The following is a 25945-nucleotide window of genomic DNA, read 5'->3' as shown; positions in this document are numbered from 1 at the left end:
ACCTGCCGAAGCCAATCAGCGGGCTCGGGCATGAGCGAAGTGGAGCCGATCAGGGCACGGCATGTTGCGATCATCATGGATGGCAACGGGCGCTGGGCGAAGAAGCGGCACATGCCACGCGCGCTCGGTCATCAGCGTGGGGTGGAAGCGGTGCGAAAGGTCGTGCGGGGCGCGCGGGATCTCGGGCTCGAGGCATTGACGATCTACGCCTTCTCCACCGAGAACTGGCGCCGGCCGGACGATGAGGTTTCCGACCTCATGACACTGATGAAGCGCTTCATCCTCTCGGATCTCGATGAGTTCGTCGAGGCGGGGATTAGGCTGAAAATTATTGGTGATTACAAAGCGTTCAAACCCGATGTTGTCGAGCTTATCGAACAAGCACTCGTCCGTACCGCAGCCAACACCGGAACCGCGCTGGCTGTCGCGCTGAACTATGGCTCGCACGACGAAATTGCTCGTGCCGCGAGCGCTGCGGCGGCCAAAGGGGCGATCACGTCCCAGAGCATCGCCGCGGAGCTTGATACTGCCGATCTCCCGCCGTTGGATCTCCTGATCCGCACTTCCGGCGAAGAGAGGCTGTCGAACTTTCTGCTGTGGCAGGCAGCGTACGCGGAACTGTACTTCACCGATGTGCTGTGGCCTGACTTTACGGCGGATCACCTCAAGGAGGCTATGGAGGCCTTCGCCACGCGTGAGCGACGTTATGGCGGACGCTGACAGGACCGGCCCTCACGTCAAGGTCCCGCTGGCGGTTCGAAATGCCGACTTGCCCAAGCGAGTCGCAACGGCACTCGTCATGCTTGTGATTGCGGGGACGGCGCTGTGGCTGGGCGACCTGGCCTGGACCGTGTTCGTGTTAATCATCGGAATCGGCGTCTGGTTCGAGTGGAGCGCGCTGGCGCTGCAATTCAAGCCGCCGGGCAGGGGGCGCACTGTCTGGCGCGCAGCGGGAGCCATCTACAGCGCCATCGGTAGCGCCATCCTCATTCAGGTTCGAGCCGAGGCGGCAGGTGCCGCTCTCGTGCTGTTGGTCGTCGGCGCTGTAGTTGGTACCGACGTGGGTGCCTACTTCGCGGGGCGAACCATCGGCGGCCCGCGCATTGCCCCGCGGATCAGTCCGTCAAAGACATGGGCCGGGCTGCTAGGCGGAGTGATCGGCGCAACGCTGGTCATCTGGCTGGTCCTTGCGAACGCGGAGCAAATCCTTGCCACCTCGCCGGGCGCTCAGGTTACGGCGGTCGAGATCGCCACGGATCCGCTGATCATGCTAGGGCTTGGCTTTGGCGTTGCCGTCGTTGCGCAAGCCGGGGACTTTTTTCAAAGTTGGATGAAGCGGAGGGCCGGGGTGAAGGACTCTGGCAAGTTGCTACCTGGCCATGGTGGATTGTTCGACAGGGTAGACGGGCTGCTTGCGGTGCTTGTGGTGTTTGGGAGCTTGTTCATCATCGTGCGGCTATCAACCCTTTCATGACCAGACGTTCCCTCACCATCCTTGGCGCTACCGGCTCGATAGGAACTTCGACTCTCGACTTGGTGCGCAGGGATCGTGAGTTATGGGATGTTGTCGCGCTGACCGCGAACTGCCAAGCGCGCGATTTGGCTCGCCTCGCGTGCGAGTTCGGCGCGCAAGTGGCGGTCGTCGCGGACGAATCCTGCCTCCCCGAGTTGCGCGAAGCGCTTGCCGGGAGCGGTGTCGAGGCGGCTGCCGGCAAAGACGCATTAGTGGAGGCGGCTTCCCGGCAGGCCGACATCGTGCTCGCTGCGATTGTCGGTTGTGCCGGTTTGGGCCCGACCATGGCGGCTATCGAGCAGGGACGGGTGGTCGCGCTCGCCAATAAGGAGGCGCTGGTTTCCGCAGGCGATGTAATGACTGCGGCTGTGCGCCGTTGCGGAACCGTGCTGTTGCCGGTGGACTCCGAGCATAATGCCATCTTCCAGTGCCTTGCCGGCAACGACGCTGCGGACGTGCGTACGATCACCCTGACAGCGAGCGGCGGGCCGTTTCGCGACTGGTCGCTCGAGCGGCTCTCAGCGGCGACTCCGGCCGAGGCGGTAAAGCACCCCAACTGGGACATGGGCGCCAAGATCAGCGTCGATTCAGCCACGATGTTCAACAAAGGCTTGGAACTGATCGAGGCCTATCATTTGTTTCCGGTTGGCCTCGAGAAGCTGCGAATCATCGTTCATCCGCAGTCGGTCGTGCATTCCATGGTGGAGTACCGCGATGGCTCCACTTTGGCGCAGCTAGGTCCCTCCGACATGCGCGTGCCGATCGCCTCGGCGCTGGCATGGCCGCGCAGGATGACTACGCCTTGCGCGCCGCTCGACCTTGCAGCTATTGGTGAACTGACATTTCGGGCGCCTGACGAGGTGCGTTTCCCCGCGACCCGCCTAGCGCGAGAGGCCGCGGAAGCCGGCGGAGCTGCCCCGGCTATTCTCAATGCTGCCAATGAGATAGCGGTTGCTGCCTTCCTCGCTGGTCAGATTGGGTTCACACGGATTGCAGCAGGAGTGGAGAATGTTCTTTCCTCCTATGCCGCGCCCGCGCCCGGGTGCTTATCCGATGTGCTCGCCATTGACGACGAGGCGCGCGCTCGCGCGCGTCAATTGACGCAGGCCGTAGCATGATGGACTCTCCCTCGCTGCTCACCATGCTGATCGGGTTTGCGCTCCTGCTGGGGCCGTTGGTCGTTTTGCACGAGCTTGGACACTATCTCATGGGGCGGCTGTTCGGCATCAAGGCGGATGTGTTCTCAGTCGGTTTCGGTAAGGAGCTTGCGGGTTTTACGGATCGCCGCGGCACGCGCTGGAAGCTCTCGGCGCTGCCGCTCGGTGGTTACGTCCAGTTCGCCGGTGACATGAACCCAGCCAGCGCGCCATCGCCCGAGCAGGACGGCCTTACGCCTGCGGAGCGCGCGCAGACCTTCCACGCCAAGCCGCTGTGGCAACGGGCGCTAGTCGTGCTCGCGGGCCCGCTGACCAATCTGATTTGCGCCGTGGCTATCTTCGCCGCATTTAACCTCGCGTACGGCCGCGTGGTTGCTGTGCCAGAGGTGCAGGGCTTCAGCGCCGACTCTCCCGCTCAGCAGGCGGGCCTGCGGGTAGGCGACCGGATTGTTGCGGTTGCTGGTAGTCGTATCACAAACTTCAACGAAATTCCGGAACACGTCGTGCCTTATCCGGAGCGCACCGTATCTGTTGCCGTGGATCGTGATGGCGAAACCGTCGTGATTCCCGTAAAAATCGGGACGTCGGTGGAACAGGACCGGTTTGGCAATGAAGCGCGCGTGGGGCGCATTGGGATCGCCGGAGGAAAAGGCGAGATCGTGCCGGTTGGGGCGTTCGAATCTGTGCAGCTCGGTGTGGACCAGAGCTTCAGTATCATGCGCATGATGGGTGCGGGGATCATCCAGATCTTCACGGGCGAGCGCTCGATGAAGGAACTGGGCGGTCCCATTAAGATCGCCAAGTACTCGGGCGAGCAGCTGAGCCTTGGCTGGGCGCCGTTTGTCGGCTTTGCTGCCCTGATCTCGATTAACTTGGCATTCATCAATCTCCTGCCAATCCCGGGCCTCGACGGGGGTCACCTGGCTTTCTATGGCGCCGAAGCGGTGCGCAGAAAGCCTCTGGATTTGCGGAGTCAGGAATGGGCGGTCCGCACCGGCGTCGCACTTGTGCTGACGTTAATGCTGATCGTAACGATCAACGATTTGGCCTCCCTTCCGGTTTTCGGGGGATAGCACTCGGTATTTCACTCAGTTTGGCGGCGGCGCTTGAATGGCTGCTTGATCGGTAAACTTCGATCAGGCAGAGGCAGCGGCGATTGTGTACGGCACGTTTCCGTCGGTATATCCGGCGGCGAGCCGAGGGTTCGGGATCGGCCAATTGGCGCGCGGGCGCTTACGGGATTTGCGTTGATGATGGGATGGGAAATAGTTCGCTGCGATAAGGCCCGCCGCGCCTCCCGGATGGCGGCAGTGCTTCTGGGAACCACAGGCCTGACAGTCTTTCCGGGGCTTGCTTACGCGCAAGGCGTCCCGGCTCCGGCCGTTACTCCTCCTGCCGCTTCTGCTGTGGGTGCTCCACAGGAACAGATCATTCAGTCGATCAGGGTGACAGGCGCCGAGCGTCTGGAGGCTCAGACGGTCATCTCCTATGTCAAGTTGCGCATCGGCCAGCCCTACAGCTCGGCCGCGGCGGATCAGGCGCTGAAGGATCTATACGAGACGGAGTTGTTCTCCGACGTCCAGATTACCAATGATGCCGGTAACGTAACGATCCAGGTGAAGGAAAACCCGGTCGTCAACCGGATCATTCTGGAGGGCAACAAGCGGATCAAGGATGACAAGATCCTGCCCGAGATCAAGGTTGCTCCGCGCCAGATCTTCACGCGTTCGAAAGTTCGTGCGGACGTTGCGCGCATCATCGAGCTTTATAAGCGCCAGGGCCGTTACGCCGCGACCGTCGAGCCGAAGATGGTCATGCTCGATCAGAACCGGGTCGATATCGTCTTCGAGATTACTGAGGGCGACAAGTCCAAGGTTCGGCAGATCAATATCATCGGCAACGAGCAGTTCTCCGATGGCGAGCTGCGCGGCGAGATGGTCACCAAGACGACCGGCCTGACCAAGATATTCAGTTCGAACACCAGCTACGATCCTGATCGCATGGCGTTCGATCAGCAAAAATTGCGCCAGTTTTACCTCACTCAGGGATATGCCGACTTCCGCGTGGTTTCAGCCGTGGCCGAGCTGACTCCGGACAAGAAGGACTTCATCATCACTTACGTGGTGGAGGAAGGCGAGCGCTACAAGTTCGGCGAAGTCGAAGTGGACAGCCAGCTGCGCGACTTCGACAGCGAGAAGCTCGCTGCCCAGTTGCCGATGAAGGAAGGTGACTGGTACGACGCCAAGCTCGTCGAGGACACGATCGAGCGGCTGAACGATACCGCCGGTGCCTTCGGCTATGCCTTCGCCGACGTGCGGCCGAACTACGACCGCAACAAGGAAGACCTCACGATGGGTCTGACCTTCGTCATCTCGGAGGCGCCGCGCGTTTACGTCGAAAGGATCGACGTGAATGGCAACACGCTGACGCAGGACAAGGTCGTACGCCGCGAGTTCCGTCTTGCTGAAGGCGACGCGTTCAATTCGCTTCAGGTGAAGCGCTCCACCAACCGCATCAAGTCGCTCGGCTACTTCCAGGAGAAGTTCGAAGTCGAGCAGAAACCGGGTAGTGCTGACGATCGCATTATCCTCGAGGCCAATGTCGAGGAGAAGCCGACCGGCGAGCTTCAGCTGTCAGCTGGTTTCTCGAGCCTCGAAAGCTTCATTTTCCAGGCATCTATCCGCCAGCGCAACTTCCGCGGACGCGGCCAGACCGTGGGTCTGTCGGGCAGCTACTCGCGCTTTTCCAAGAGCGTTGAGGCGAGCTTCACCGAACCCTACGTGTTCGACCAGAACATATCGATGGGCGTTGATGTCTACCGCCGCGACCTCAACAGCTTCAATTACAACAACAACAACCGTGACACGACTTATCAGCAGACCACGACGGGCTTCCAGGTCCGCGCCGGTCTGCCGCTCACAGAGTACCTGACCGCAGTTGCCCGCTACACGCTCAACTACGATGAGGTTTCGCTTGCCCGAGGTACGTTCTTCTCCGATCGCGTTACCCCGGGCGTGCAGGAGTGCGATGTCCTGCTGGCAGGACGCTACTTGTGCGATGCTATCGGTAATCGCCTGAGCTCGATGGTCGGCATGTCGCTGATCTATGACACTCTGGATAATCGGGTACGTCCGACTCGCGGCATTACGGCGTCAATCAATGGCGACGTGGCAGGTCTGGGCGGTGACGTGAAGTATGTCCGCCTGCGTGCGAACGCGTCTCGCTTCACCAACCTCGGCAAGGGCTTCATCTTCTCGCTCTCGGGCGAGGGCGGGGCGATCAAATCGCTGGACGATAATGAAGTCCGGCTGATTGATCGCTTTTATTTGGGCGAGCCGCAGATCGGTGGGTTCGACATTCGCGGCGTGGGGCCGCGCGTGCTGCGCAAGCCTTATGTGAATGCCGACGGAAATATCGTTGCCAACGCGTCAGAGGGCACTCTCTCCACTCGCCGTCGTGACTGGACCGATGATGCGCTCGGAGGCAAGTATTACTACCTTGCCAAGGCCGAAGTAGAGATTCCTTTGGGATCCGGCGCTCGCGAACTGGGGCTACGCCCCTCTATATTTGTGAACGCCGGTTCGGTGTGGGGGATCAGCGATCCTGGCGTCAGTCCGCTTCGCGAGCAGACGACCATACCACGGCGCGATGCACAGGGTAATCGCACTTACATTCGAACCTGCGGATCGACTCAGACCATCGTTAGCGGCAACGGCAACACAGCTCCGCCGCAGACGCCTGGCTGCGAGTTCACCGAGAACGGAACTCCGGTCAACGCCTTCGACGAGATCTTTGTTGGAGACACCTGGAAGCCGCGTGTGTCGATCGGCATCGGCGTCAACTGGAACTCACCTTTCGGTCCCTTCCGCATCAACTTTTCCAAGGTTTTGGTGAAGCAGGAAGGCGACGATACAAAACCCTTCAACTTCAACGTGGGAACGCAATTCTGATGAAGACCATTCTCAAGTCCGCGCTCGCCGCAAGCCTTCTGCTTGGCGTTGCGCAGCCTGCTTTCGCGCAGAACACCGGAACCGTGGTGCAGGGCATTGCCATCGCGAATCTTGATGCGGTGATCGCCAACGCGAACGCATACAAGACTGCCGAGACCCAGCGCCAGACGACGTACAAGGCGCAGTTTGACCAGGCGCGCGCACGCGGTGATGCGCTGAACGCGCAGCTCAAGCCGCTCGCGGACAGGTTCAACGCCGATCGCCAGGCTGCCAAGCCCAACCAGGCTTCGCTTGAGCAGCAGGCAGCGACGATCCAGCAGCTTCAGGAATCCGGGCAGGCCGAACTGCAGCAAATCCTTGAGCCGGTCGGCCGCTCGCGCGCCTACGTGCAGGAGCAGATTGACGAGAAGCTCGACCAGGCAGTGAAGAACGCCATGGCCAAGAAGAAGGTTTCGCTGCTCCTCAGCCCGCAGGCGGTGCTGGCCGTGAACAACAACGCCTACAACCTGAACCAGGACATCCTGGCCGAGCTCAACACGCTGTTGCCTTCGGCTCAGATCGTCCCGCCGCAGGGCTGGGAACCGCGTCAAGTGCGCGAGGCACGCGCGCAGCAGCAGGGCCAGCAAGCTCCCGCTCCCGCCGCTGCGCCTGCGCAGCCCGCAGGCCGCTGAGGCAAGCCGCGAGCTGACGATGACCGAGCAGGCGACACCCTACGATCACGCCAAAATCCTCGCGGCATTGCCGCACCGCTATCCGATGCTGCTCGTCGATCGGGTCGTCTCGGTCGGCGATGAGGAGATCCACGCCGTTAAGGCGGTGAGCTTCAACGAGGATTTTTTCCAGGGGCACTTTCCGGGCCGTCCAATCATGCCAGGCGTCCTCCAAATTGAGGCGCTGGCGCAGGCTGCCGGAATTCTTGCTGTGGAGAACCTCGGTCTCGCCGGCACCGGCAAGCTGGTCTACTTCATGGCCATCGAAGAGGCGAAGTTCCGCGCGCCGGTCGAGCCGGGAGTCCTGCTCGATCTCCGCGCGGGGTTCGTCCAGAAGCGTTCGCGTGTGTGCAAGTTCTGGGGCAAGGCGTCGATCGGCGATAAGGTGACGTGCGAAGTCAACTTCACGGCGATGATCGCGGACTCCTGAAGGGCAGTAGCCGAACAGACCTTCGGCACTGCTCCCTTGCATTTTCGTGGCTGCCCAGCTAAGGGCGCCGCTTTCCAAAGGCAGGCCGGTCGGAACCGGCCAAGCGAAAGAGTTGAGACCATGAAGGCCGACACCCATCCCGATTACCACATGATCACGGTGCAGATGACTGACGGCACCACTTTCCAGACCCGCTCGACCTGGGGCAGCGAAGGTGACACCCTGGTGCTTGACATCGACCCGACCTCGCACCCGGCTTGGACCGGCGGAAAGGCACAGCTTCAGGATGGTGGCCGCGTGGCGCAGTTCAACAAGCGCTTCGGCGGGCTCAGCCTCAAGAAGAACTGATTGTCTCCGAATCGCCGCGAAGGCGAGGACGACACGCAAGGGGCGGCTCCGCAGGGGCCGCCTTTTTTGTTGTCTGAGGCGGGAGCGGAGCCTTAGCTGGCCCTAGGAGGGTTGCGCGTAAGCCGGCAGGCGATAGGCTGCTGCTGATGGCGATCCATACTAATCCCGATGGCCACGCCGATCGCGCTAGCTTAATCGCCGCACGCCTGCCAGCGCGTCTCGATCGCTTGCCGTGGAGCCGTTTTCACTGGCTGATCGTAGGTGCGCTCGGCATCACGTGGATTCTCGATGGCCTGGAGGTTACGCTCGCCGGTTCAGTGTCGGGAGCCCTGCGGGACGAGCGTAGCCTTGGGCTTTCCGCCTCTGAAGTTGGGATCGCCAACTCGGCCTACCTTGCCGGTGCCGTGCTGGGCGCATTGCTGTTCGGCTGGCTCACTGATCGGATGGGCCGCAAGAAGATGTTCAGTGTTACGCTGGGCCTCTATCTGCTCTCGACTGCGGGAACCGCGTTCGCGTGGGATTTGCCCAGTTTCATGATCATGCGCTTCCTGACTGGCGCGGGTATCGGAGGTGAGTACAGCGCCATCAACTCGGCCATTCAGGAGCTGATCCCGGCTCGGCGGCGTGGTTGGACCGATCTTGCGATCAACGGCAGCTACTGGGTGGGAGCGGGGCTAGCGGCAGGGCTATCGCTGGTCATGCTCGATCCGGAGAACTTTGGTCCGGACATGGGATGGCGGCTGACCTTTTTCGGCGGCGCGGCAATCGGTTGCGTGATCATCTGGCTGCGCCGCTACATCCCCGAGAGCCCCCGCTGGCTCGCGATTCATGGCCGGGCGGAGGAAGCGGACGCGGTAGTGAGCGGTATTGAAGCGCGGATTGCGGCCGACGGGCACGTTTTGCCGCACGTGCCGCCGGCGAGGGTCTCCGTCCAATCGCGAAAGAGCACTCCGCTTTCAGAGGTGTTCGGCGCTTTGCTGCGCACGTATCCGCGCCGTACCGCTTACGGCCTTTCGCTGATGATCGCGCAGGCCTTCTTCTATAACGCGATCTTTTTCACATATGCGATGACGCTGACTGACTTCTACGGCGTTCCCCCCGCAGAAGTGGGTTGGTACATTCTGCCCTTCGCGGCCGGCAACGTGCTGGGGCCGCTGGTGCTGGGCAGCTTCTTCGACACCGTGGGCCGGCGGCCTATGGTCACCCTGACGTATGGCATGTCCGCCGTACTTTTGCTTGCGACCGGGTTCGCTTTCCGCGCCGGGGTGCTGGATGCGATGGGGCAGACTTTGTGCTGGAGCGTCACGTTCTTCTTCGCCTCGGCCGCGGCGTCCGCTGCTTATCTTACCGTCGCCGAGAGCTTCCCGTTGGAAGTTCGGGCGCTGGCTATCGCGATCTTTTATGCACTGGGCACCGGCATCGGCGGAGTGGCCGCACCTTGGTTCTTCGGCATGCTGATCGAAAGCGGCTCGCGCGATCAGGTGCTGCTTGGCTATACGGTGGGTGCGGGGTTGATGGCCATTGCCGCGGCGCTCGCGAAGGTGATCGGGATCGACAGCGAGCGGAAGGCGCTCGAGGACGTCGCGCGGCCGCTGTCATGGGGTGACGCGCCGCCTTCGGAACCGATTGGCCGTTGACGCCTTGAAGGGCAGGGTGTCCAAACCTCTTCACAGACAGGGAGATTTTAGATGAACCGCTTTGCCACGTTCGTTTGCGCCGCAGCAGTGTTTGGCGCCGGTCCTGCGCTGGCGCAGTCGAATGCCACGAAGCCGGGACCACACGGCGTGGTGCATGCCAGCGTCATCGGCGCTGATGGCCGGGATCATGGCGTCGTCACATTGAAGGACACACCGCACGGCGTGCTCGTCACCACGAATTTAAACGGACTGCCGGAGGGCGAGCACGGCTTCCATTTCCACGAAAAAGGGATGTGCGAGCCGCAGCAGAAGTTCACGACTGCCGGCGGTCACTACGCGCCCGGCGGGAGCAAGCACGGCTTCATGGTAGAGCAGGGGCCGCACGGTGGCGACATGCCCAACCAGCATGTCGGAGCCTCCGGGAAGCTCGTGAGCGAGGTCTTGAACACGGGTGTCACGCTTGCCGACGGCCCAAGGACGCTGTTCGATATGGATGGGTCCGCCTTGGTGATCCACGCCAAGCCCGACGACTACAAGAGCCAGCCCTCGGGCGATGCAGGCGATCGGATCGCGTGCGCTGTCTTGGCGGCTCCGAAGAAGTGAGGTGTGGGGCGGGTGCGGGCGAACGTCCGCGCCCGCTGGCAAGTGGAGGTTGAAGCCAGCGAAAGTTCAGCGGTGGACCGGAGAGCGCCTAGCCGTCGGACCGTCTTGGAGAGCGCGGCAAGCCACTCTGATATGAGCGGCCGCATCGAGTGGCGCCTGGGTTCGGCTCAAAATAACCCCCGCATCACCCCCAAGGCCGCTCCCGGTACCAACGGGTGATCACATACTTCAGGCCCTTGCGTACCTTCATCGCGTGGTGGAGCGTGGCCGCGTTCAGGCTGCCGTCCGGCCGTCGATTGTTCCAGGCGAGCAGCTTTCCCCGCTCGGGCTGGATGATCTTGTCGATCACCTTGAAGCGCGTGGCGCCACCGGCCTCTACGTCGTTGAGGTAGACCATGAAGGTCCACGTGCGCTGGCCGGAGACGGCGCAAAACGTCTTATAGTCGGGGTGCCCTGGTTCGAAGTAGTCCGTGTGTGCCTTGAATTCCTGACCTGCTTCGTAGCGTTGGCCTTGCAGCCGCTCGCCATAGACTGGGGCAATTCCCGAGACGTCGGCAAGCTTGCGATCCAGCGCAGCCACGCACGGATGGTCGTGGTGGAGATCACACGTCTCGCTTGTCCGGAAAAGGTCGTCCCCATTGTGATTGGCGATCGTGGAAGGACGACGTTCCGCCTCGATCAACTCGATTAGCGTCTCGCATTCGTTTGCGGACAGGAAGTCGCGAAGGATGAACAGTTCCAGCCGCTGCGACGGCACGCGCTGCACACCGCTCTGAGCCATGAGATGACTGGCTGACGATTCGCCGGGACCCTGCATCCGATCGAGATACAATCTCGTTCTGTCCTCGCAACATCTTTCAAGAGGCATGCGAATGCTCTTTGCCGCTGATTCGCCCCGAAGCCAGTGGTCAGCCGCTAGATGAACAGAGGAGCGCGACAGAAAATTGCGTGGTGAGCGCAACGTTCAACTTTTTGCTTTGCAAGAACGGCTCCCTTGTGCGAAGGCGCCCTCCCGCGCAGATCGCTGCTTGCAGCTTTTTGCGCCGTTCCCCTAAAGCGCGGGCTCCGGCATGCGCGTCGGGATTGTGGCGATCGTAGCTCAGTTGGTTAGAGCGCCGGTTTGTGGTACCGGAGGTCGTGGGTTCGAACCCCATCGATCGCCCCATTTTTCCACTGTTTTAGGCGCATGGTCCGCAGACTTGGGGACTTTACTTGGCCGCCTTTTGGACTCAGCCTGACTTCGACGATCACGAGTGCGTGCACTTCGTTCATGACCGTGCGAGCGGGCTTACTGCCATCATCGCATTGCATTCGACTCACTTAGGCCCCGGCGCGGGTGGCACGCGCTTCTGGCATTATGCCGAGCCCGAGGCAGCGCTACGGGACTCCCTACGACTCTCGCGGGGAATGAGCTACAAGAATGCCATGGCAGGGCTGCCGATGGGGGGCGGCAAGGCCGTGATTCTCGCCGGACCGGACCGTGCGAAGTCTCCTGAGGTTCTGGCGGCGTTCGGAGATGCGATTCAGGCGCTTGGCGGCCGTTACATCACGGCGGAAGACGTCGGCATGGGCGAGCCGGACATGGTCGCGATCGCGTCCCGCACTCCGTTCGTGACCGGGCTTCCGGCCACCGACAGCACTGCGGCCGGTGGTGATCCCGGTCCATTCACAGCCAAGGGCGTTTTTCTGGGCATCAAGGCCGCGGTGGCGCAAAAGCTGGGGCGCGACAGCCTCGAGGGCGTTCACGTGGCAGTGCAAGGCACAGGGAGTGTGGGAGGCGGCGCTGCGCGGTTGCTGGCGCGAGCCGGAGCGCAGCTGACCCTGGCTGATGTCGACGCGAAACGCGCTGACGCGCTCGCACTCGAACTGGGCGCACGCACTGTGTCGGCGAACGAGATCATGGACGCCGAGTGCGATGTGTTCAGCCCGAATGCTCTTGGCGCTATCCTCGACGACAGCGGGATTGCGCGACTGCGCGCTTCCATCGTGGCAGGGGGAGCCAACAATCAGCTCGCTCGGGCTGAGCACGGTGCCATGCTGGCAGAACGCGGCATTCTCTACACGCCTGACTACGTCATCAACGGTGGCGGGATCATCGCCGTGACATTGGAGTATCTTGCGCGTCGGGATGGCCACGCCTGCGACGTGGCGGAAGTTCACCAGGCCGTCGAAGCGATACCATCGCGTCTCCACGCGATCTGGGATGAGGCGGAAGCCAGTGGACGCACGCCCGATGTTGTCGCCGACAGCATGGCCCAGCGGCTCATCGGCAGGTAATGTCACAAGTTGATACCAAGTAGCTCTTGCGACCCCGGCTGTGGGCAGTAGAAGCGCGCCTGTCATGCACGGCTTTGCCAACCCGGCCCGTTTTCTGCGCCTCGCCCGTTGGTTGACGCCGCTGTGTCTGCTCGTGGGGCTGGCGGTCACTTCGGCAGCATTGCTCTACGGGCTGCTGTGGGCGCCCGCTGACCGGCTGATGGGCGAGACAGTGCGTATCCTATTCCTGCATGTGCCCGCTGCATGGCTGGGCATGGCAGGATGGATGACGATCGCCGGCGCGAGCGTAACCGAGTTGGTGTGGCGCCACCCGCTGGCTGCTATTGCGGCGCGCGCTGCAGCCGTCCCGGGCGCGGTGTTCACGGCAATCTGCCTTGTCACCGGCTCTATTTGGGGACGGCCGACCTGGGGCACGTGGTGGGTGTGGGACGGCCGGCTCACGTCGATGCTCGTGCTGCTGTTCCTCTACTTCGGCTATATCGCCTTGTCCGATGTCGCCCGGCGCGACGGTGGCAATGGCCGGGTCGCGGCTATCTTCGGCATCGTGGGTGCCATCAATGTGCCGATCATCAACCGTTCCGTAGTGTGGTGGAATACGCTGCACCAGCCTGCGAGCATCACGATGGGCAAGTCCGCGATCGATATGGCGTTCCTCTGGCCGCTGCTCATGGCAGCTGGAGGTTTCTCACTAATCTTTGCCGGAGTCGTGCTCGCACGAATGCGAGCGATTCTGGCCAACACCCAGGCCGAGGCGCGATTGCGGCGCAGGGCCATGGCGGAAGCGGGCTGAAGATGCGCGAGGCGTTGGATCAATGGACGTTTGTGCTGGCCGCCTACGGGATCGGTGTGCTGGGAACGCTGGGCATGATCGCCTGGTCCTGGCTGTCGATGCGCCAAGCCGAGAAACGTCGTGACGAAAGTCGGAAACGCTGATGGCCGTGAATGGACCTGCTGGGATCAAAGCCAAGCATCAACGGCTTGTGCTGCTGGTCATCGCGCTGGTGGTGGTGCTAGGCGCCGGGCTGCTCGCGGCTTGGGCGCTCCGCAGCCAAGCCAGCTATTTCTATGTTCCGAGCGAGATCGTAGCCAAGCCGCCTTCGCCTGACCGTGCGGTGCGTCTAGGCGGTATGGTCGTGGCCGGCTCGTTGCGTACGGCGCCCGACGGTGTGACCATCGCTTTCGTCGTGGGCGACGGCAAGGCGCGCGTGCCAGTTCGTTTCGCCGGCATCGTCCCTTCGCTATTCGTCGAAGGTTCGGGCGTTGTGGCCGAGGGCAAGATGACGCGCGAAGGCACATTCGTGGCCGACAATCTCCTGGCGAAGCATGACGAGAACTACGTACCGCGCGAAATGCAGGAGATGACCAGGGAGCAGGCCAAAACGGTCGTGGCCGAAACCAAATGATCGCCGAACTCGGCCTTGCCGCGCTGTGGCTCGCAGCCGCGCTGGCGGCGCTCCAACTGCTTGCCGGAGCTTTGGCGCTTACAAAAGGCGGAGCCGCATTTGGCGGGGTCGTGCGTCCGGTTGCCGTCGTGCAGGGCCTTCTTGCGCTGATCGCGTTTGCGGCGCTGATTCAGGTCTTCGCGGTGACGGACCTCTCCGTGAAGCTGGTGGCGCTCAACTCGCATTCGATGAAGCCGCTGGTCTTCAAGATAGCGGGCGCTTGGGGCAATCACGAAGGGTCGATGCTCCTGTGGGTGACGGTGATGGGGCTTGCCGGCGCTTTCCTTGCGCTGGTCGAGCGGCGGCTGCCGGAGCGGACCATGCTGGCAACCCTTGCGGGCCAGGCCTTTGTGAGCCTGGGCTTCTACGCATTCCTGCTGGTCGCCTCCAATCCGTTCGAGCGGCTTAACCCGGCGCCGCCGGAAGGGAACGGCCTGAACCCGCTGCTGCAGGATCTGGGCCTCGCCTTTCACCCGCCTACGCTGTACCTCGGCTATGTCGGCCTTTCGATCGCGTTCAGCTTCGCCATCGGCGCCCTGGTGACGCGAGAAGTGGGTCCGGCGTTCGCGCGCGCCATGCGGCCCTGGGTTCTGGCCGCGTGGATATTCCTGACAATCGGAATCACCGCAGGGTCTTACTGGGCCTACTATGAGTTGGGCTGGGGCGGCTGGTGGTTCTGGGACCCCGTCGAAAACGCCTCTCTCATGCCTTGGCTGGCGGCCACTGCACTTTTGCACTCCGTAAGCGTTCTGGCTGCGCGCGATGCACTGCGAGCCTGGACGATAATGCTGGGAGTCGTCGCTTTCTCAATGTCGATGATCGGCACGTTCCTTGTTCGCTCGGGCATTCTCACCAGCGTTCACGCCTTCGCGGTCGATCCAGAGCGCGGTAGCTTTATCCTGGCGCTGCTGGCCATCAACATCGGGGGGGCGCTCACGCTGTTCGGCCTGCGCGCCTCCACGGTGACGGAAGGCGAGCGTTTCGCCGTTGTCAGCCGCGAGGGCGCGCTGGTGATTAACAACGTACTGCTCTCCGCTATTCTGGGGATTGTGCTGTTTGGAACGCTCTACCCACTTGTGGCAGAGGCAGTGGGCGCGAAGGTCTCGGTGGGACCGCCTTACTTTAATCCTGTGGGCGCACTGTTTTTCGTGCCGATGCTGGTGGTGCTCGCGGTTGGTCCGCTGCTGCGCTGGCGGCGTGATCGCTTCGCGCGGATCGGCAAGCGCCTGCTGATCCCGGCCGCGATCACGCTCGCAGCCGCCGCCGGACTACTCGTGTGGAGAGGAGCAGGGCTGCTGCCGTTCCTCGGGCTTGCGCTCGGAGTGGGACTGGCGATTGCCAGCTTGCTTCCTTTACGGGACCGCAACCTGCGTCGCACACCGCTGCCGATTTGGGGGATGGTCGTCGCGCACTTTGGCGTCGCGGTTTCGCTGATAGGCATGGCAAGCGAGAGCGCTTACTCAGTCGAGCGGCTGGTGGCGTTGCGTCCGGGCGAGACCACTTCGGTGGGGCCCTGGAGCGTGCGCCTGGTCGGAATAGAGCCAGTCGCCGGGCCGAACTGGACTGCCTTGGAGGCACGGCTAATCGCCGCTTATCGAGATGAAGCCGCTGTTGTAGTCCGCCCGCAGGCGCGCAGTTTCTGGACCCCGCCGCAGCAGACGAGCGAGTCCGCGCTACTCACGCGTTGGAACGGCCAGCTTTATGCGGTGCTGGGGGGTGAAGCCACGGACGGCCGTTGGCAAGTGCGGCTCTGGTGGAAGCCGTTCGTTACGCTGATCTGGCTGGGCGGAGGATTGATCGCGCTGGGCGGACTGCTGGCCCTGATCGGCCGTGTGGCGAGCGATGTGCGGCGCATCGTCGCGCGGGACAAGATCGCATACAGGCGAGAGAGGCAAGGCCGGTGACCGAAGAGCGTCTCAACCCCTCATCCAGGCGCCGCCGGTCCTGGACCATCTGGTTGCCGCTAATTGTGTTCGCGGCGTTCACCGCACTCGTCGCCCTTGGGCTCTTTCGTCCGGCCGACCGGAATGTCGCCAGTGCCCTGATCGACCGCCCGCTTCCAGAGTTCACGCTTCCCGCTTCGCTCCCCGTCCGTCCCGGCCTGAGCAATCAGGATTTCGCCGATGGACGCCCGAAGCTGCTCAATATCTTCGCGAGCTGGTGTCTTCCTTGCAAAGTGGAAGCGCCGCAACTGGCACAGCTTGCAGCAGCAGGCGTGCCGATCCTGGGCATCTCCGTACGCGACAGGCCGGAAGCACTGGCAGCGTTTCTGGCCGAGCACGGCAACCCGTATCAACGAATCGGCGCCGACGATTCGGGAGCCGTGCAACTCGCTCTTGGCTCTTCGGGTGTTCCCGAAACCTATGTAGTCGATGCCAAGGGCAGGATTCGCTACCAGCATATCGGCGACATTCGGCCAGAGCATGTACCGGTGCTGCTGGAGAAGCTGGAGGCGGCGAAGTGACGCTGCTGCGCCATTTGCTATGTGCCGTGCTTATGCTCGCAGCATTGCCCGTGGCCGCGCAGGAGATGGAGTCCACCGCGCCTTACGCTTACCAGCAGCTGTCGGATGCGCAGCAGGAGGCCGAAGCGCAGTCGCTGATGCAGAGCTTGCGCTGCCTGCAATGCCAAGGCCAATCGATTGCGGATTCCGATGCGCCGATTGCCGGCTCCATGCGCTCGCTAGTGCGTGAACGCATTGCTGCAGGAGAGGAGCCGGAAGCGATTCGGGCTTGGTTGATCGAACGTTACGGCGATTACGTCAGCTACGCTCCGCGAGTGACAGCGCTGACTTGGCCGCTCTTCGCGCTTCCCCTCGCTCTCTTAGGGCTGGCCGCGTTTTTGCTGCGCAATCGCTTCCGTAAGGGAGAGGGTGCGTGAGCTGGACGGCAGCTATTCTCCTGGCGATTGGCGCCTTCGCCCTCGCCGCCTTCGTGCTGCGGGCACCGCGGCGGGGCTGGGAGGCGATAGGTGCAGCGCTGCTGCTCGGGATAGCCGGTTATGCGCTACAGGCGAGTCCCGGCGTTCCCGCAGCCCCCAAAGCGCCTCGAGAGCGCGTGGGCGGCAACGCCGATGCGTGGGTCGAAGCGCGAAGCCAGGTTACCAAGAGCGGCATTCCCCCCAGCGACCGTTGGGTCATCATTGCCGACGCGTTGGCCCGGAACGGCCAGTTTGCATCCGCCGCTGAGATACTCCGGGGCGCAACCAGTGCCGATCCCAAGAATGGTGAAGCCTGGCTGGCGATGGCCAATGCGCTCGTCTCGCACGCGGATGGGACGCTGACGCCGGCCTCGCTCTATGCCTATCGACGTGCCGCCGCAGCGGCGCCCGAACATCCTGGACCACCTTACTTTCTTGGGTTGGCAATGGCGCAGTCTGGCCGTTTGGAGGAAGCAGGCACGCTTTGGCGCCGCCTGCTGGAGCAGACGCCGCCCGATGCACCTTGGCTCGCGGACTTGCAGGGCAAGATTGAACAACTTGATGCCATTGTCGCTGCGCAGCGCAGCGGTTCGCCCGCGCGTTGACACGCGTTGCGAGTGCTATCCCATGCTGCTAACGGCGATCGATGCCGCACACGCGAGACGTGGTCGAACATCATGACGGGGCGCAAGCATGAGTGATGGATTGCCAGAGCCTGCTCTGGACGCCCCGCGGGTCGTCAATGCGGCAACGGGCAAGTCGGAACTGGCCACGCACGGCGGCGGCCGGGGCGCCAGCAATGTCACGAAGCTGGCCCTTGGGGCCGTCGGCGTCGTCTTCGGCGATATCGGTACTAGCCCGATCTATGCCTTCCGCGAAACGTTCGTAGGCCCGCACCCCCTCGCGATCGATGAACTGCATATCCTGGGCGTCGTCAGCTTGATCTTCTGGTCGATGACTCTGGTCGTTTCAATCCAGTACGTCGGCATCCTTATGCAGGCCGACAACAAGGGGCAAGGCGGCAGCCTGGCGCTTGTGGCGCTGATCTCAGGCAAGTTGTCGAAGTCGCGCTATTCAGGACTGGTGGTGCTGCTCGGCGTCTTCGCGACAGCATTGTTCTATGGCGATAGTATGATCACGCCGGCGGTCTCGGTGCTTTCGGCAGTAGAAGGCCTCACCGTGGTAGAGGCGCGCCTGCAACCTATGGTTTTGCCCATTGCGCTGGTCCTGCTGATCGCGCTGTTCCTGATACAAAAAAGCGGAACGGAGAAAGTCGGCAGGCTCTTTGCGCCAGTGATGGTGATCTATTTCATCGTTCTTGCGGTGCTCGGTATCTACCACCTGATCCAGCTCCCCCAGGTGCTGCTGGCGCTCAATCCCTGGTACGCGGTCCAGTTCTTTTTGACGGATAAGTTGCTAGCTTTCCTGGCGCTAGGTTCGGTCGTGCTGGCGGTGACCGGGTCAGAAGCGCTCTATTCCGATATGGGGCACTTCGGACGCGGGCCGATGCGGATTTCCTGGTTCGGCTTTGTCATGCCCTGTCTGCTGCTTAATTACTTCGGCCAGGCCGCGATGATCCTCAGCCTTGACGAGATCTCCGCAGCGCGAGCGATGGAGAACCCGTTCTTCAATCTGGCGCCGGAGACACTGCGACTCCCCCTGGTGATCCTTGCCACTTGCGCGACGTTCATCGCGAGTCAGGCTGTAATTTCCGGCGCATTCTCGATCACGCATCAGGCGATGCAGCTGGGCTTCATCCCCCGTCTGTCGACCCGCCACACCAGTGAGCACGAGGTCGGCCAGATCTACATTCCGTTCGTCAACTTCGCGCTCATGATCGGCGTGATCCTGCTGGTGCTGATCTTCCAGAACTCGTCCAACCTCGCTTCGGCTTACGGCATTGCTGTTACCGGAGCGATGCTGATCGACACATGTTTGATGACTGTGCTGCTCACCGTGATCTGGCGCTGGAAGCTGTGGCTGGCAGTGCCTGTGGTGCTGGTGTTCTTCATCGTGGACGGCGGGTATTTCGCTGCCAATGCCACGAAGGTGGCTGATGGCGGGTGGTTCCCGCTGCTGATCGGCGGGATTGCCTTCACGCTGCTGACAACGTGGAACAAGGGCCGGCGCCTGATGCGCGACCGCATGACGGAGGCGGCCCTGCCGCTCAATGTCTTCGCCAAGAGCGCGCACGGCAGCGCCGCTCGCGTGCCTGGCACCGCGATTTTCATGGCCTCCACCAACGTCGGCGTTCCCTCCGCGCTGTTGCACAACATCAAGCACAACAAGGTGCTGCACGAGCGTGTCGTGGTGCTCACCGTGGAAGTGGCGGACGTGCCTTGGGTCGAACCGTCCGAGCGCTATGAGGTGGCGAACCTCAGCGAAGGCTTCTATCGCATGACGCTGCGCTACGGCTTTATGGAAGAGACGGACGTGCCTGCTGCGCTAGCCCAGAGCCATCTTTGCGGCGGACCGTTCGAGATGATGAAGACGAGCTTCTTCCTCTCGCGCCAGACACTGCTTCCCTCCGCCAAGCCGGGCATGGCCATCTGGCGCGAGAAGCTGTTCTCCTGGATGATGCGCAACGCGGCGAGCGCAATGGAATTCTTCCGGTTGCCGACTAACCGTGTTGTCGAGCTGGGCAGCCAGCTGGAAATCTAGGCCCGCCGTTTCGTCGTGCCTGCCGGACGCCTGACCTTTTGAGCAGGGCCGGTGGGCCGAACCTTTCCCGATCCGACGCATTGCAGCGCTAAGTCCACAGACGGAGCGCGCAGATGACGAAGTTCGGGTACAAGCTGATGACTGAGGAACACGGGCCAAAGGCGCTCGTCGCCAACGCCGTGCGGGCGGAGCAAGCCGGGTTCGACTTCGTCTCGATCTCGGATCACTTTCATCCCTGGCTAAAATCCCAGGGACACGCGCCGTTTGCCTGGAGCGTGCTGGGTGCCATTGCTCACGCCACCGAGAAGGTCGGCATTACCACGGGCCTCACTTGCCCGATAATCCGCTACCATCCCGCGATCATCGCCCAGGCGGCAGCGACTATCGCCATCATGAGCGACAACCGCTTCAGCCTGGCGGTAGGCGCGGGTGAGCGGCTGAATGAGCATGTGACGGGCGAGTTGTGGCCGTCGACCCCAATTCGGCACGAGATGCTGAGCGAAGCCATCGACATTTTCCGCCTGCTTTGGGACGGCGGATTGCACAGCTTCGAAGGCAACTTCTACGACATCGATCACGCCCAGCTCTATGACGCTCCGGAGAAGCCGATAACGGTAACACTGGGCGTCAGCGGCGAAAAATCGGTGGAATTGGCTGCCGACAAAGCGGATGGCATCATGGCGACAAGCCCTGATGGGGCCCTGGTGAAAGGCTTCAAGAAGAAGTCGGGCAAGTCCGGTCCCGCGTACGGCGAAGTCACGCTCGCCTGGGCTCCGAGCGAAGAGGAAGGGCGCAGGATTGCGCACGAGCGCTTCCGCTTCGGGGCTCTGGGCTGGTCCGTCAATTCGGAGCTACGCGACGTGGAGGGCTTCGAAGCCGCCACGCAGTTCGTGCGCCCTGAAGATCTAGAAGGCTCCATGCCGATGGGCCCCGACCCGGAGGTGCACCTGAAGGTCATCCGGGAGTGGATGGACGCCGGCTTCGATCACCTCGTGCTGCTCGGCCCCGGCGACGATCAGGAGGGCTTCATCAGCTTCTGCGAGAAGGAGTTGTTCCCCAAGCTGCGCTGACGGGCTGAACGTTACTGATCGACGGGAGGGTTCTCGATCATCTCGGTCGTGGCCTTCTCGCCCATGCCGTGGCGCAAGACCATCGGGATCTGCGAGAAGGTGAACAGGAACGACAGGCCGGTGAATAGCCACAGCTTGGCTTGAAGCCAGCCGCCGAAGGTTAGCACCTGCCGCAGGACTTCGTTGAGAGCGGCGAGGAACAGGAAGAACACCGCCCAGTTCCGGGAGAGCTTCATCCATCCCTCGTCGTTCAGCCCTTCAAAGGCCGACTGCAGCAGATAGCGGAGCATCGGCTTGCCTTTGGCGAGACCTCCGAAGAGTACGCCCGCGAAGATCAGGTAGACCGCAGTCGGCTTGATCTGAATCCAGAACGGGTCGTTCAGGAACACCGTAAGCGCACCGAAGCCGAGGATCAGAGAGGTCGAGAGCCAGACCATCGGCGAAATGCGGCCAAGCCGCCATTTCGAAACGATCAGAGCAACCAACGTCGCCACCATGAACGCGATGGTCCCCTTGGTGACGGCAAGCACGATACCTAAGCTGCTCTCTTCCGCAGGTGAAAAGTGGCGATAGGTGAAGAAGAAGACCAGCAAGGGGCCGAAGTCGACGAGCAGGTTGACCCAAGAGCTACCGGTTTTTTCAGGCGCATTGGCCATGCTGCTACCCATCAGGCGATTCCTGCGATGACGCGGGCGAGGAGGTCGGGGTTGAAGGGGCGCAAGTCGTCAAGCCGTTCGCCCACGCCGATTGCGTGAATCGGCAGACCATACTGCTCTGCTGCTGCGACCAGCACGCCGCCGCGCGCGGTCCCGTCCAACTTGGTCATGATGAGGCCGGAAACCCCGGCGACTTCCTTGAAAATTTCAATCTGCGACAAGGCGTTCTGTCCATTGGTAGCATCGAGCACCAGAACGACGTCGTGCGGGGCCGCGGCATTAAGCCGGCCAAGCACGCGGCGAACCTTGGCGAGTTCTTCCATTAGCTCGCGCTTGTTCTGGAGGCGCCCGGCTGTATCCACGATGAGCGCATCGATCCCTTCGGCTGTCGCGGCCTTCAGCGCATCGAAAACGACGCTGGCGGGATCTCCGCCTTCCGGCCCTGTGATGATCGGAACGCCCAGGCGCTCGGCCCAAACGCGTAGCTGGCCAATGGCGGCCGCGCGGAAGGTGTCACCGGCCGCGAGCATGACGGAGTAGTCCTGCTCTTGGAACAAGTGCGCGAGCTTGGCGATCGTGGTCGTCTTGCCCGAACCGTTCACGCCGATGACGAGGATCACCTGAGGACGGGGGAAGGCCACGACGTCGAGCGGCTTCGCAACCGGCCGCAGGATATCCGCAATCTCGCGTGCGACCACTTCCATAATCGCGCGCTCGTCCGCATCGCGCTCGAAGCGCTCCTGGGCCAGCCGGTTGCGGATGCGGGCTGCGGCGCGCGGCCCTAGGTCCGACATGATGAGGGCGTCTTCGATATCGTCGAGCTGGCCTTCATCCAGCCGCGTCTTGCCGACGATCCCGGACAAGTTCTCCGATAGACGTTCGGACGTTTTTCGGAAGCCACCGAACAGACGGTTCGACCAGCTCTCATCGTTGGTGAGATCGCCAGACGCGCTATCGCTGCCGTGCGGGTTTTCGTCACTCATTCCAGCATTCCTTCGACCACCCTGGCGGGGGTTACGCTCACGACCGTTCCGCGCGCTGTGTTGGCAGGCAGGCGGACGGGTGCAAATTCAGGCGAATGGCCGGTCCCTCCACGTTCTACAAGGACCGAGAGGTCCGCGCCGATCAGGCTCTTCAGCCAATGGTCGCGCTGCGCGGCGACGGCTTGGCGAAGCGCACTTGCGCGCGTGCGTGCAACATCCGCTGCCACTTGCGGCATCCGCGCGGCCGGAGTGCCGGGCCGCGACGAGTAGGGAAACACATGACCGTGCACTATGTGCAGGGCCTCTATGATCGAGAGGCTGGACGCATGCATTGCATCGGTTTCCGTAGGAAAACCGGCGATAAGGTCAGCGCCAACCGACAGCTCGGGACGGGCGGCACGCAGACGCTCCACCAGCGCGATGGCATCGCCGCGCGTGTGGCGGCGCTTCATCCTCTTGAGGATCATATTGTCGCCGGACTGTAGCGAGAGATGCAAGTGCGGCATCATGCGCTTCTCTGTGCCGAGAAGGGCCAACAGCGCCCCGTCGACCTCGGCGCCATCGACGGAGGAGAGCCGCAGGCGCGAAAGGCTGCCAAATTGCAGCAGAATTGCCTCGCACAAATCACCAAGGCGCGGGCTGCCCGATAAGTCGGGCCCCCACGAGGTAAGATCGACGCCAGTCAGCACGACTTCTCCGACGCCCGCATCCGCGTGCATCGCCACGTCTGCCAGTACATCTGCGATCGGCCGCGATCGGCTGGGACCTCGCCCCTGGGGAATAACGCAGAACGTGCAGGCGTGATCGCAGCCGTTCTGCACTTGCACGAATGCACGGGTGTAGCCGCGCAGACGTGGAGCAGGGGTGCTTGCAGGAAGATTCCAGGCGCGCGGGTCGAGCTTGGCTGCGTTGGCGATCAGGCCGTCGACTTCAGGCATAGCCGCGATCTGCGCGCGCTCCACTTCAGCTGCGCACCCCGTCACCAGCAGTCTTGCGTCCGGCCTGGCGCGGCGAGCCTTGCGAATAGCCTGACGGGTCTGGCGCACCGCCTCCGCAGTAACCGCGCAGGAGTTGATCACCACTAGGTCGTCCGCATCTGCCAGCAGGCCGCGCAGTTGTTCGCTCTCAGCAAGATTCAGCCGGCAACCCAGCGAATGGACTTCCACTCTCACTCCGCGCTTCCGGAGGAGTAAAGGCCATAAGCGACGGGATCGAAATCGCCACGGAAGCTTTCCGTCGCAGGGCCGGTCATGACGATCTCGCCGTCCTCCCGCCACTCGATCCTCAGCGCGCCGCCGGGAAGGCGCACCGTGACCTTCCGGTCAACGAGACCACGCCGCATCGCGCCGATCGCAGTCGCGCAGGCCCCGGTGCCGCATGCCCGCGTCAGGCCGGCCCCGCGTTCCCAAACCCGCAGCCGAATGGCATCGCGAGCTGTCGCCGTCGCCACGTTGACGTTGATCCGCTCAGGAAACAGGGAATCATGTTCAATTTCGGGGCCGAGGCGGGCCAGATCGACGGCGTCCGTGTCGGGCACGAAGAAGATCGCGTGCGGATTGCCGACATTCACAGCGATCGGCGCGTCCAGTTCCTCCCACGCCACGGGCATGGCGTGCGTGTCCATTGCGTAGGCGAGGGGAATCTCATTCCACCCGAAGCGGGGCTTGCCCATTTCCACTGCTATACCGCCCCCGGAGGGCGCTGAGGAGATCACGCCCGCCAACGTCTCGATCCGCGCCGCTGCGCCGTGCAGGAGGCCCACTGCGCGAGTGGCATTGCCGCAGGCTTCCACCTCGCTCCCGTCGGGGTTGAAGATCCGCATGCGGAAGTCGGCCGAGGCGGAGGGCTCCAGCAGAACGAGCTGATCGCAGCCGATACCTGTATGGCGGTCGGCCAGTGCAGCGGCGGAGGTTGCGTCGATCTTCGGAAGGGGGCGCGTGCGTCCGTCGAGCACGACGAAGTCGTTGCCCAATCCGTGCATCTTGATGAAGGCGATCCGCATGACGGAGGCGATCTATGCGCTCGCGCTGGCCGCGTCCAGTGCGCGCGCGGATCGGCCCCCTATCCCCCAAAAGGGAAATGTGCGGTCAGCCTTTCAGACCAATCTCGCGCAGCCGTTCCTGAAGATAGTCGTCGGCGGTAATGCTCACCGGGTAGCGGTCCGGATTGGCGGCCGTTACGCACTGCGGCAGGGTTGCAAACCGGAAGTCGCTGCGCAGGTGGAGGAAGAAAGGCATCGAGTAACGGCTGTAGCCCGCGCGCTCGCCCACCGGATTGCGAACCCGGTGCGTGGTTGATGGTAGAACGTGGTTCGTCAGGCGCTGCAGCATGTCGCCGATATTCACGACCAGAGCGCCTTTTGGCGGCGCAATGGAAAGCCAGCGTCCATCCCGCCCCAGGAGCTCAAGGCCAGCTTCCTCGGCGCCCAGCAAAAGAGTGATCAGGTTGATGTCTTCATGCGCGCCAGCGCGAATAGCGCCGCCTGCTTCGGCAGAGACCGGCGGGTAGTGGAGCAGGCGCAGCACTGAATTGCCGTCCTCGATCGCGGGGTCAAACCAGCTTTCGTCCAGACCGAGGTCGAGGGCAATCGCCGAGAGGATGCGCGCTCCGGCCCGATCGAACTCCGCGTAGAGCCTGGTGAAAACATCGCGGAAGGCTGCCGGGCGTTCGGGCCAGATGTTGGGAGGCATCGTCGGGGCAAGCAGATGACCTTCTGGTAAATCGCGGCCGACGTGCCAGAACTCCTTGAGATCCTTCTCGGTCGCGCCTTTGGCGATCTCGGTGCGAAACGGGGTGTAACCCCGCGCGCCGCCTGTGCCCGGAACGAGGTAGCGCAGCTTCTCTTCGGTCGGCAACGCAAAGAACTCGGCCGTGAGCTGCCACGCCTCTTCGATCAAGGCCGCGTCAATGCCGTGATCGCGCACCATCGCGAACCCGTACCGGCGAAAGGTCGCGCCAAGCTCAGACGAGAGGTCGCGCGGCGTGTTCGCAAGGCTTAGGATGGGGATTTCGGCGATGTCCATGTGTGCGGTCCGGTGCGATTTGCTGTAGTTGCGCTCGCTCTAGTCGAAAACACGAGGCGATGCATGTCCAAGAGCCACGGGGCAAAGAGCTACTGGCTGATGAAATCGGAGCCGGACGCTTACAGCTGGGACGATCTCGTGGAGGAAGGCGAAGGCACGTGGGACGGCGTGCGCAACCATCGCGCCGCCAACAACCTGCGCGCGATGCAGGTGGGCGACGAGGCGTTCTTCTACCATTCCAACATCGGCAAGGCGATTGTCGGGGTGATGCGGATTAGTGTTGCGGGAATTACTGACCCCAGCGACCCCGAAGGGAAGTGGGCTGCCGTGCGGGTCCAGCCGGTCCAGAAGCTTAATCGTGCAGTGACGCTCAAGGAGATCAAAGCCGATCCAGCACTGGCGGAGATGGAAGTCGTAAAGCTGTCGCGACTCTCTGTCGCTTCTGTCACCGAGCAGGAATGGCGGCACATTCTGTTGCTTGCGAGAGGGAAGCCATCGGGCTGACGGGGCCTTCCGGCAACTCCGGCGCTTCCCACGGGTTAACTCACTAATGGCGGGCAGACGTA

The 25945-nt window shown here is 62.6% G+C and carries 27 protein-coding genes and 1 tRNA gene; 22 read left to right on the top strand and 6 right to left on the bottom strand.

Translation table 11 applies throughout. The annotated features are described in order from the left end of the window. Positions 1 to 30 precede the first annotated feature (30 nt). From uppS to ABVV53_RS04785, 10 genes are all read left to right on the top strand, one after another. Positions 31 to 720, top strand: coding sequence for a polyprenyl diphosphate synthase (uppS, locus tag ABVV53_RS04830; protein WP_353983246.1), 690 nt, complete (start codon positions 31 to 33; stop codon positions 718 to 720). Next, positions 695 to 1474 carry a phosphatidate cytidylyltransferase gene (locus ABVV53_RS04825; RefSeq protein WP_353983245.1) on the top strand — a complete coding sequence of 260 codons (780 nt, stop codon included), beginning with the start codon at positions 695 to 697 and terminating at the stop codon, positions 1472 to 1474. Before uppS ends, ABVV53_RS04825 begins: the two co-directional genes overlap by 26 nt. Beyond that, positions 1471 to 2631: a 1-deoxy-D-xylulose-5-phosphate reductoisomerase gene (locus tag ABVV53_RS04820; protein ID WP_353983244.1), complete on the top strand. Its 1161-nt coding sequence runs from the start codon at positions 1471 to 1473 to the stop codon at positions 2629 to 2631. The genes ABVV53_RS04825 and ABVV53_RS04820 overlap by 4 nt, the downstream gene beginning before the upstream one ends. Continuing rightward, positions 2628 to 3743: an RIP metalloprotease RseP gene (gene rseP / locus ABVV53_RS04815; RefSeq protein ID WP_353983243.1), complete on the top strand. Its 1116-nt coding sequence runs from the start codon at positions 2628 to 2630 to the stop codon at positions 3741 to 3743. The genes ABVV53_RS04820 and rseP overlap by 4 nt, the downstream gene beginning before the upstream one ends. Positions 3744 to 3920: 177 nt before the next feature. Further along, positions 3921 to 6620 carry an outer membrane protein assembly factor BamA gene (gene bamA / locus ABVV53_RS04810; protein WP_353983242.1) on the top strand — a complete coding sequence of 900 codons (2700 nt, stop codon included), beginning with the start codon at positions 3921 to 3923 and terminating at the stop codon, positions 6618 to 6620. Beyond that, positions 6620 to 7291: an OmpH/Skp family outer membrane protein gene (locus tag ABVV53_RS04805; protein WP_353983241.1), complete on the top strand. Its 672-nt coding sequence runs from the start codon at positions 6620 to 6622 to the stop codon at positions 7289 to 7291. The genes bamA and ABVV53_RS04805 overlap by 1 nt, the downstream gene beginning before the upstream one ends. Positions 7292 to 7310: 19 nt before the next feature. Beyond that, positions 7311 to 7760, top strand: a complete 450-nt coding sequence (gene fabZ / locus ABVV53_RS04800; RefSeq protein WP_353983240.1) for a 3-hydroxyacyl-ACP dehydratase FabZ — start codon at positions 7311 to 7313, stop codon at positions 7758 to 7760. A 120-nt stretch (positions 7761 to 7880) separates the two neighbouring features. Further along, positions 7881 to 8108 (top strand): 50S ribosomal protein L31, encoded by a 228-nt coding sequence (rpmE, locus tag ABVV53_RS04795; RefSeq protein ID WP_353983239.1) that lies wholly within the window; start codon positions 7881 to 7883, stop codon positions 8106 to 8108. A gap of 146 nt (positions 8109 to 8254) precedes the next feature. Beyond that, positions 8255 to 9745 (top strand): MFS transporter, encoded by a 1491-nt coding sequence (locus ABVV53_RS04790; RefSeq protein WP_353983238.1) that lies wholly within the window; start codon positions 8255 to 8257, stop codon positions 9743 to 9745. A 51-nt stretch (positions 9746 to 9796) separates the two neighbouring features. Beyond that, positions 9797 to 10348 carry a superoxide dismutase family protein gene (locus ABVV53_RS04785; RefSeq protein ID WP_353983237.1) on the top strand — a complete coding sequence of 184 codons (552 nt, stop codon included), beginning with the start codon at positions 9797 to 9799 and terminating at the stop codon, positions 10346 to 10348. Between the two features lie 184 nt (positions 10349 to 10532). Here ABVV53_RS04785 and ABVV53_RS04780 read toward each other — a convergent pair whose 3' ends face one another. Next, entirely contained in the window at positions 10533 to 11165 is a 633-nt protein-coding gene (locus tag ABVV53_RS04780; protein WP_353983437.1) for a prolyl hydroxylase family protein, read from the bottom strand. Positions 11166 to 11436: 271 nt separating this feature from the next. Here ABVV53_RS04780 and ABVV53_RS04775 point away from each other — a divergent pair. The 11 genes from ABVV53_RS04775 (at position 11437) to ABVV53_RS04725 (ending at position 20717) form a co-directional block, all read left to right on the top strand. Further along, positions 11437 to 11513, top strand: a tRNA-His gene (locus ABVV53_RS04775). A gap of 47 nt (positions 11514 to 11560) precedes the next feature. Then, the gene (locus ABVV53_RS04770) at positions 11561 to 12625 is read left to right on the top strand and encodes a Leu/Phe/Val dehydrogenase (RefSeq protein ID WP_353983236.1); all 1065 of its coding nucleotides are present in this window, start codon (positions 11561 to 11563) and stop codon (positions 12623 to 12625) included. 64 nt (positions 12626 to 12689) lie between these two features. Continuing rightward, positions 12690 to 13415: a heme ABC transporter permease CcmC gene (gene ccmC / locus ABVV53_RS04765; RefSeq protein WP_353983235.1), complete on the top strand. Its 726-nt coding sequence runs from the start codon at positions 12690 to 12692 to the stop codon at positions 13413 to 13415. A 2-nt stretch (positions 13416 to 13417) separates the two neighbouring features. Continuing rightward, on the top strand, positions 13418 to 13558 hold the full coding sequence (locus tag ABVV53_RS04760) for a hypothetical protein (RefSeq protein WP_353983234.1): 141 nt from the start codon (positions 13418 to 13420) through the stop codon (positions 13556 to 13558). Then, the gene (gene ccmE, locus ABVV53_RS04755; protein ID WP_353983233.1) at positions 13558 to 14028 is read left to right on the top strand and encodes a cytochrome c maturation protein CcmE; all 471 of its coding nucleotides are present in this window, start codon (positions 13558 to 13560) and stop codon (positions 14026 to 14028) included. The genes ABVV53_RS04760 and ccmE overlap by 1 nt, the downstream gene beginning before the upstream one ends. After that, entirely contained in the window at positions 14025 to 15971 is a 1947-nt protein-coding gene (locus ABVV53_RS04750) for a heme lyase CcmF/NrfE family subunit (RefSeq protein WP_353983232.1), read from the top strand. The genes ccmE and ABVV53_RS04750 overlap by 4 nt, the downstream gene beginning before the upstream one ends. Further along, positions 15968 to 16531, top strand: a complete 564-nt coding sequence (locus ABVV53_RS04745; RefSeq protein WP_353983231.1) for a DsbE family thiol:disulfide interchange protein — start codon at positions 15968 to 15970, stop codon at positions 16529 to 16531. The genes ABVV53_RS04750 and ABVV53_RS04745 overlap by 4 nt, the downstream gene beginning before the upstream one ends. Before the next feature lie 32 nt (positions 16532 to 16563). Next, on the top strand, positions 16564 to 16947 hold the full coding sequence (locus ABVV53_RS04740) for a cytochrome c-type biogenesis protein (protein ID WP_353983436.1): 384 nt from the start codon (positions 16564 to 16566) through the stop codon (positions 16945 to 16947). Then, positions 16944 to 17591 carry a tetratricopeptide repeat protein gene (locus tag ABVV53_RS04735; protein WP_353983230.1) on the top strand — a complete coding sequence of 216 codons (648 nt, stop codon included), beginning with the start codon at positions 16944 to 16946 and terminating at the stop codon, positions 17589 to 17591. The genes ABVV53_RS04740 and ABVV53_RS04735 overlap by 4 nt, the downstream gene beginning before the upstream one ends. A gap of 88 nt (positions 17592 to 17679) precedes the next feature. Further along, positions 17680 to 19647 (top strand): potassium transporter Kup, encoded by a 1968-nt coding sequence (locus ABVV53_RS04730; RefSeq protein ID WP_353983229.1) that lies wholly within the window; start codon positions 17680 to 17682, stop codon positions 19645 to 19647. A gap of 113 nt (positions 19648 to 19760) precedes the next feature. Continuing rightward, complete coding sequence (locus ABVV53_RS04725; protein ID WP_353983228.1) at positions 19761 to 20717, top strand: TIGR03557 family F420-dependent LLM class oxidoreductase; 957 nt, start codon at positions 19761 to 19763, stop codon at positions 20715 to 20717. A gap of 11 nt (positions 20718 to 20728) precedes the next feature. Here ABVV53_RS04725 and ABVV53_RS04720 read toward each other — a convergent pair whose 3' ends face one another. The 5 genes from ABVV53_RS04720 to ABVV53_RS04700 all read right to left on the bottom strand — a co-directional run bounded on the left by ABVV53_RS04720 (position 20729) and on the right by ABVV53_RS04700 (position 25379). Further along, complete coding sequence (locus ABVV53_RS04720) at positions 20729 to 21385, bottom strand: inner membrane-spanning protein YciB (protein WP_353983227.1); 657 nt, start codon at positions 21383 to 21385, stop codon at positions 20729 to 20731. Then, positions 21385 to 22356, bottom strand: coding sequence for a signal recognition particle-docking protein FtsY (ftsY, locus tag ABVV53_RS04715; RefSeq protein ID WP_353983226.1), 972 nt, complete (start codon positions 22354 to 22356; stop codon positions 21385 to 21387). Before ftsY ends, ABVV53_RS04720 begins: the two co-directional genes overlap by 1 nt. Further along, complete coding sequence (locus ABVV53_RS04710; protein WP_353983225.1) at positions 22353 to 23528, bottom strand: MiaB/RimO family radical SAM methylthiotransferase; 1176 nt, start codon at positions 23526 to 23528, stop codon at positions 22353 to 22355. The genes ftsY and ABVV53_RS04710 overlap by 4 nt, the downstream gene beginning before the upstream one ends. Beyond that, complete coding sequence (gene dapF / locus ABVV53_RS04705) at positions 23525 to 24358, bottom strand: diaminopimelate epimerase (RefSeq protein ID WP_353983224.1); 834 nt, start codon at positions 24356 to 24358, stop codon at positions 23525 to 23527. The genes ABVV53_RS04710 and dapF overlap by 4 nt, the downstream gene beginning before the upstream one ends. 85 nt (positions 24359 to 24443) lie before the next feature. Further along, positions 24444 to 25379 (bottom strand): isopenicillin N synthase family dioxygenase, encoded by a 936-nt coding sequence (locus ABVV53_RS04700; RefSeq protein WP_353983223.1) that lies wholly within the window; start codon positions 25377 to 25379, stop codon positions 24444 to 24446. A gap of 63 nt (positions 25380 to 25442) precedes the next feature. Here ABVV53_RS04700 and ABVV53_RS04695 point away from each other — a divergent pair, with 63 nt between their 5' ends. After that, positions 25443 to 25883, top strand: a complete 441-nt coding sequence (locus ABVV53_RS04695; RefSeq protein ID WP_353983222.1) for an EVE domain-containing protein — start codon at positions 25443 to 25445, stop codon at positions 25881 to 25883. Positions 25884 to 25945: the final 62 nt, after the last annotated feature.

The sequence above is a fragment of the Novosphingobium kalidii genome (genome assembly GCF_040534015.1).
GTDB classification, from domain to species: domain Bacteria; phylum Pseudomonadota; class Alphaproteobacteria; order Sphingomonadales; family Sphingomonadaceae; genus Novosphingobium; species Novosphingobium kalidii.
Note: the sequence above shows the minus strand (reverse complement) of the source record. Positions and strands in the feature narration are given on the sequence as shown.

Bases quoted from the DNA above. Each gene is read 5' to 3' on its own strand.
- uppS (WP_353983246.1), top strand. From the start codon at position 31: ATGAGCGAAGTGGAGCCGATCAGGGCACGGCATGTTGCGATCATCATG.
- ABVV53_RS04820 (WP_353983244.1), top strand. From the start codon at position 1,471: ATGACCAGACGTTCCCTCACCATCCTTGGCGCTACCGGCTCGATAGGA.
- rseP (WP_353983243.1), top strand. From the start codon at position 2,628: ATGATGGACTCTCCCTCGCTGCTCACCATGCTGATCGGGTTTGCGCTC.
- bamA (WP_353983242.1), top strand. From the start codon at position 3,921: ATGATGGGATGGGAAATAGTTCGCTGCGATAAGGCCCGCCGCGCCTCC.
- ABVV53_RS04805 (WP_353983241.1), top strand. From the start codon at position 6,620: ATGAAGACCATTCTCAAGTCCGCGCTCGCCGCAAGCCTTCTGCTTGGC.
- fabZ (WP_353983240.1), top strand. From the start codon at position 7,311: ATGACCGAGCAGGCGACACCCTACGATCACGCCAAAATCCTCGCGGCA.
- rpmE (WP_353983239.1), top strand. From the start codon at position 7,881: ATGAAGGCCGACACCCATCCCGATTACCACATGATCACGGTGCAGATG.
- ABVV53_RS04790 (WP_353983238.1), top strand. From the start codon at position 8,255: ATGGCGATCCATACTAATCCCGATGGCCACGCCGATCGCGCTAGCTTA.
- ABVV53_RS04785 (WP_353983237.1), top strand. From the start codon at position 9,797: ATGAACCGCTTTGCCACGTTCGTTTGCGCCGCAGCAGTGTTTGGCGCC.
- ABVV53_RS04780 (WP_353983437.1), bottom strand. From the start codon at position 11,165: ATGCAGGGTCCCGGCGAATCGTCAGCCAGTCATCTCATGGCTCAGAGC.
- ccmC (WP_353983235.1), top strand. From the start codon at position 12,690: ATGCACGGCTTTGCCAACCCGGCCCGTTTTCTGCGCCTCGCCCGTTGG.
- ABVV53_RS04760 (WP_353983234.1), top strand. From the start codon at position 13,418: ATGCGCGAGGCGTTGGATCAATGGACGTTTGTGCTGGCCGCCTACGGG.
- ccmE (WP_353983233.1), top strand. From the start codon at position 13,558: ATGGCCGTGAATGGACCTGCTGGGATCAAAGCCAAGCATCAACGGCTT.
- ABVV53_RS04750 (WP_353983232.1), top strand. From the start codon at position 14,025: ATGATCGCCGAACTCGGCCTTGCCGCGCTGTGGCTCGCAGCCGCGCTG.
- ABVV53_RS04740 (WP_353983436.1), top strand. From the start codon at position 16,564: ATGCTCGCAGCATTGCCCGTGGCCGCGCAGGAGATGGAGTCCACCGCG.
- ABVV53_RS04730 (WP_353983229.1), top strand. From the start codon at position 17,680: ATGAGTGATGGATTGCCAGAGCCTGCTCTGGACGCCCCGCGGGTCGTC.
- ABVV53_RS04725 (WP_353983228.1), top strand. From the start codon at position 19,761: ATGACGAAGTTCGGGTACAAGCTGATGACTGAGGAACACGGGCCAAAG.
- ABVV53_RS04720 (WP_353983227.1), bottom strand. From the start codon at position 21,385: ATGGGTAGCAGCATGGCCAATGCGCCTGAAAAAACCGGTAGCTCTTGG.
- ftsY (WP_353983226.1), bottom strand. From the start codon at position 22,356: ATGAGTGACGAAAACCCGCACGGCAGCGATAGCGCGTCTGGCGATCTC.
- dapF (WP_353983224.1), bottom strand. From the start codon at position 24,358: ATGCGGATCGCCTTCATCAAGATGCACGGATTGGGCAACGACTTCGTC.
- ABVV53_RS04700 (WP_353983223.1), bottom strand. From the start codon at position 25,379: ATGGACATCGCCGAAATCCCCATCCTAAGCCTTGCGAACACGCCGCGC.
- ABVV53_RS04695 (WP_353983222.1), top strand. From the start codon at position 25,443: ATGTCCAAGAGCCACGGGGCAAAGAGCTACTGGCTGATGAAATCGGAG.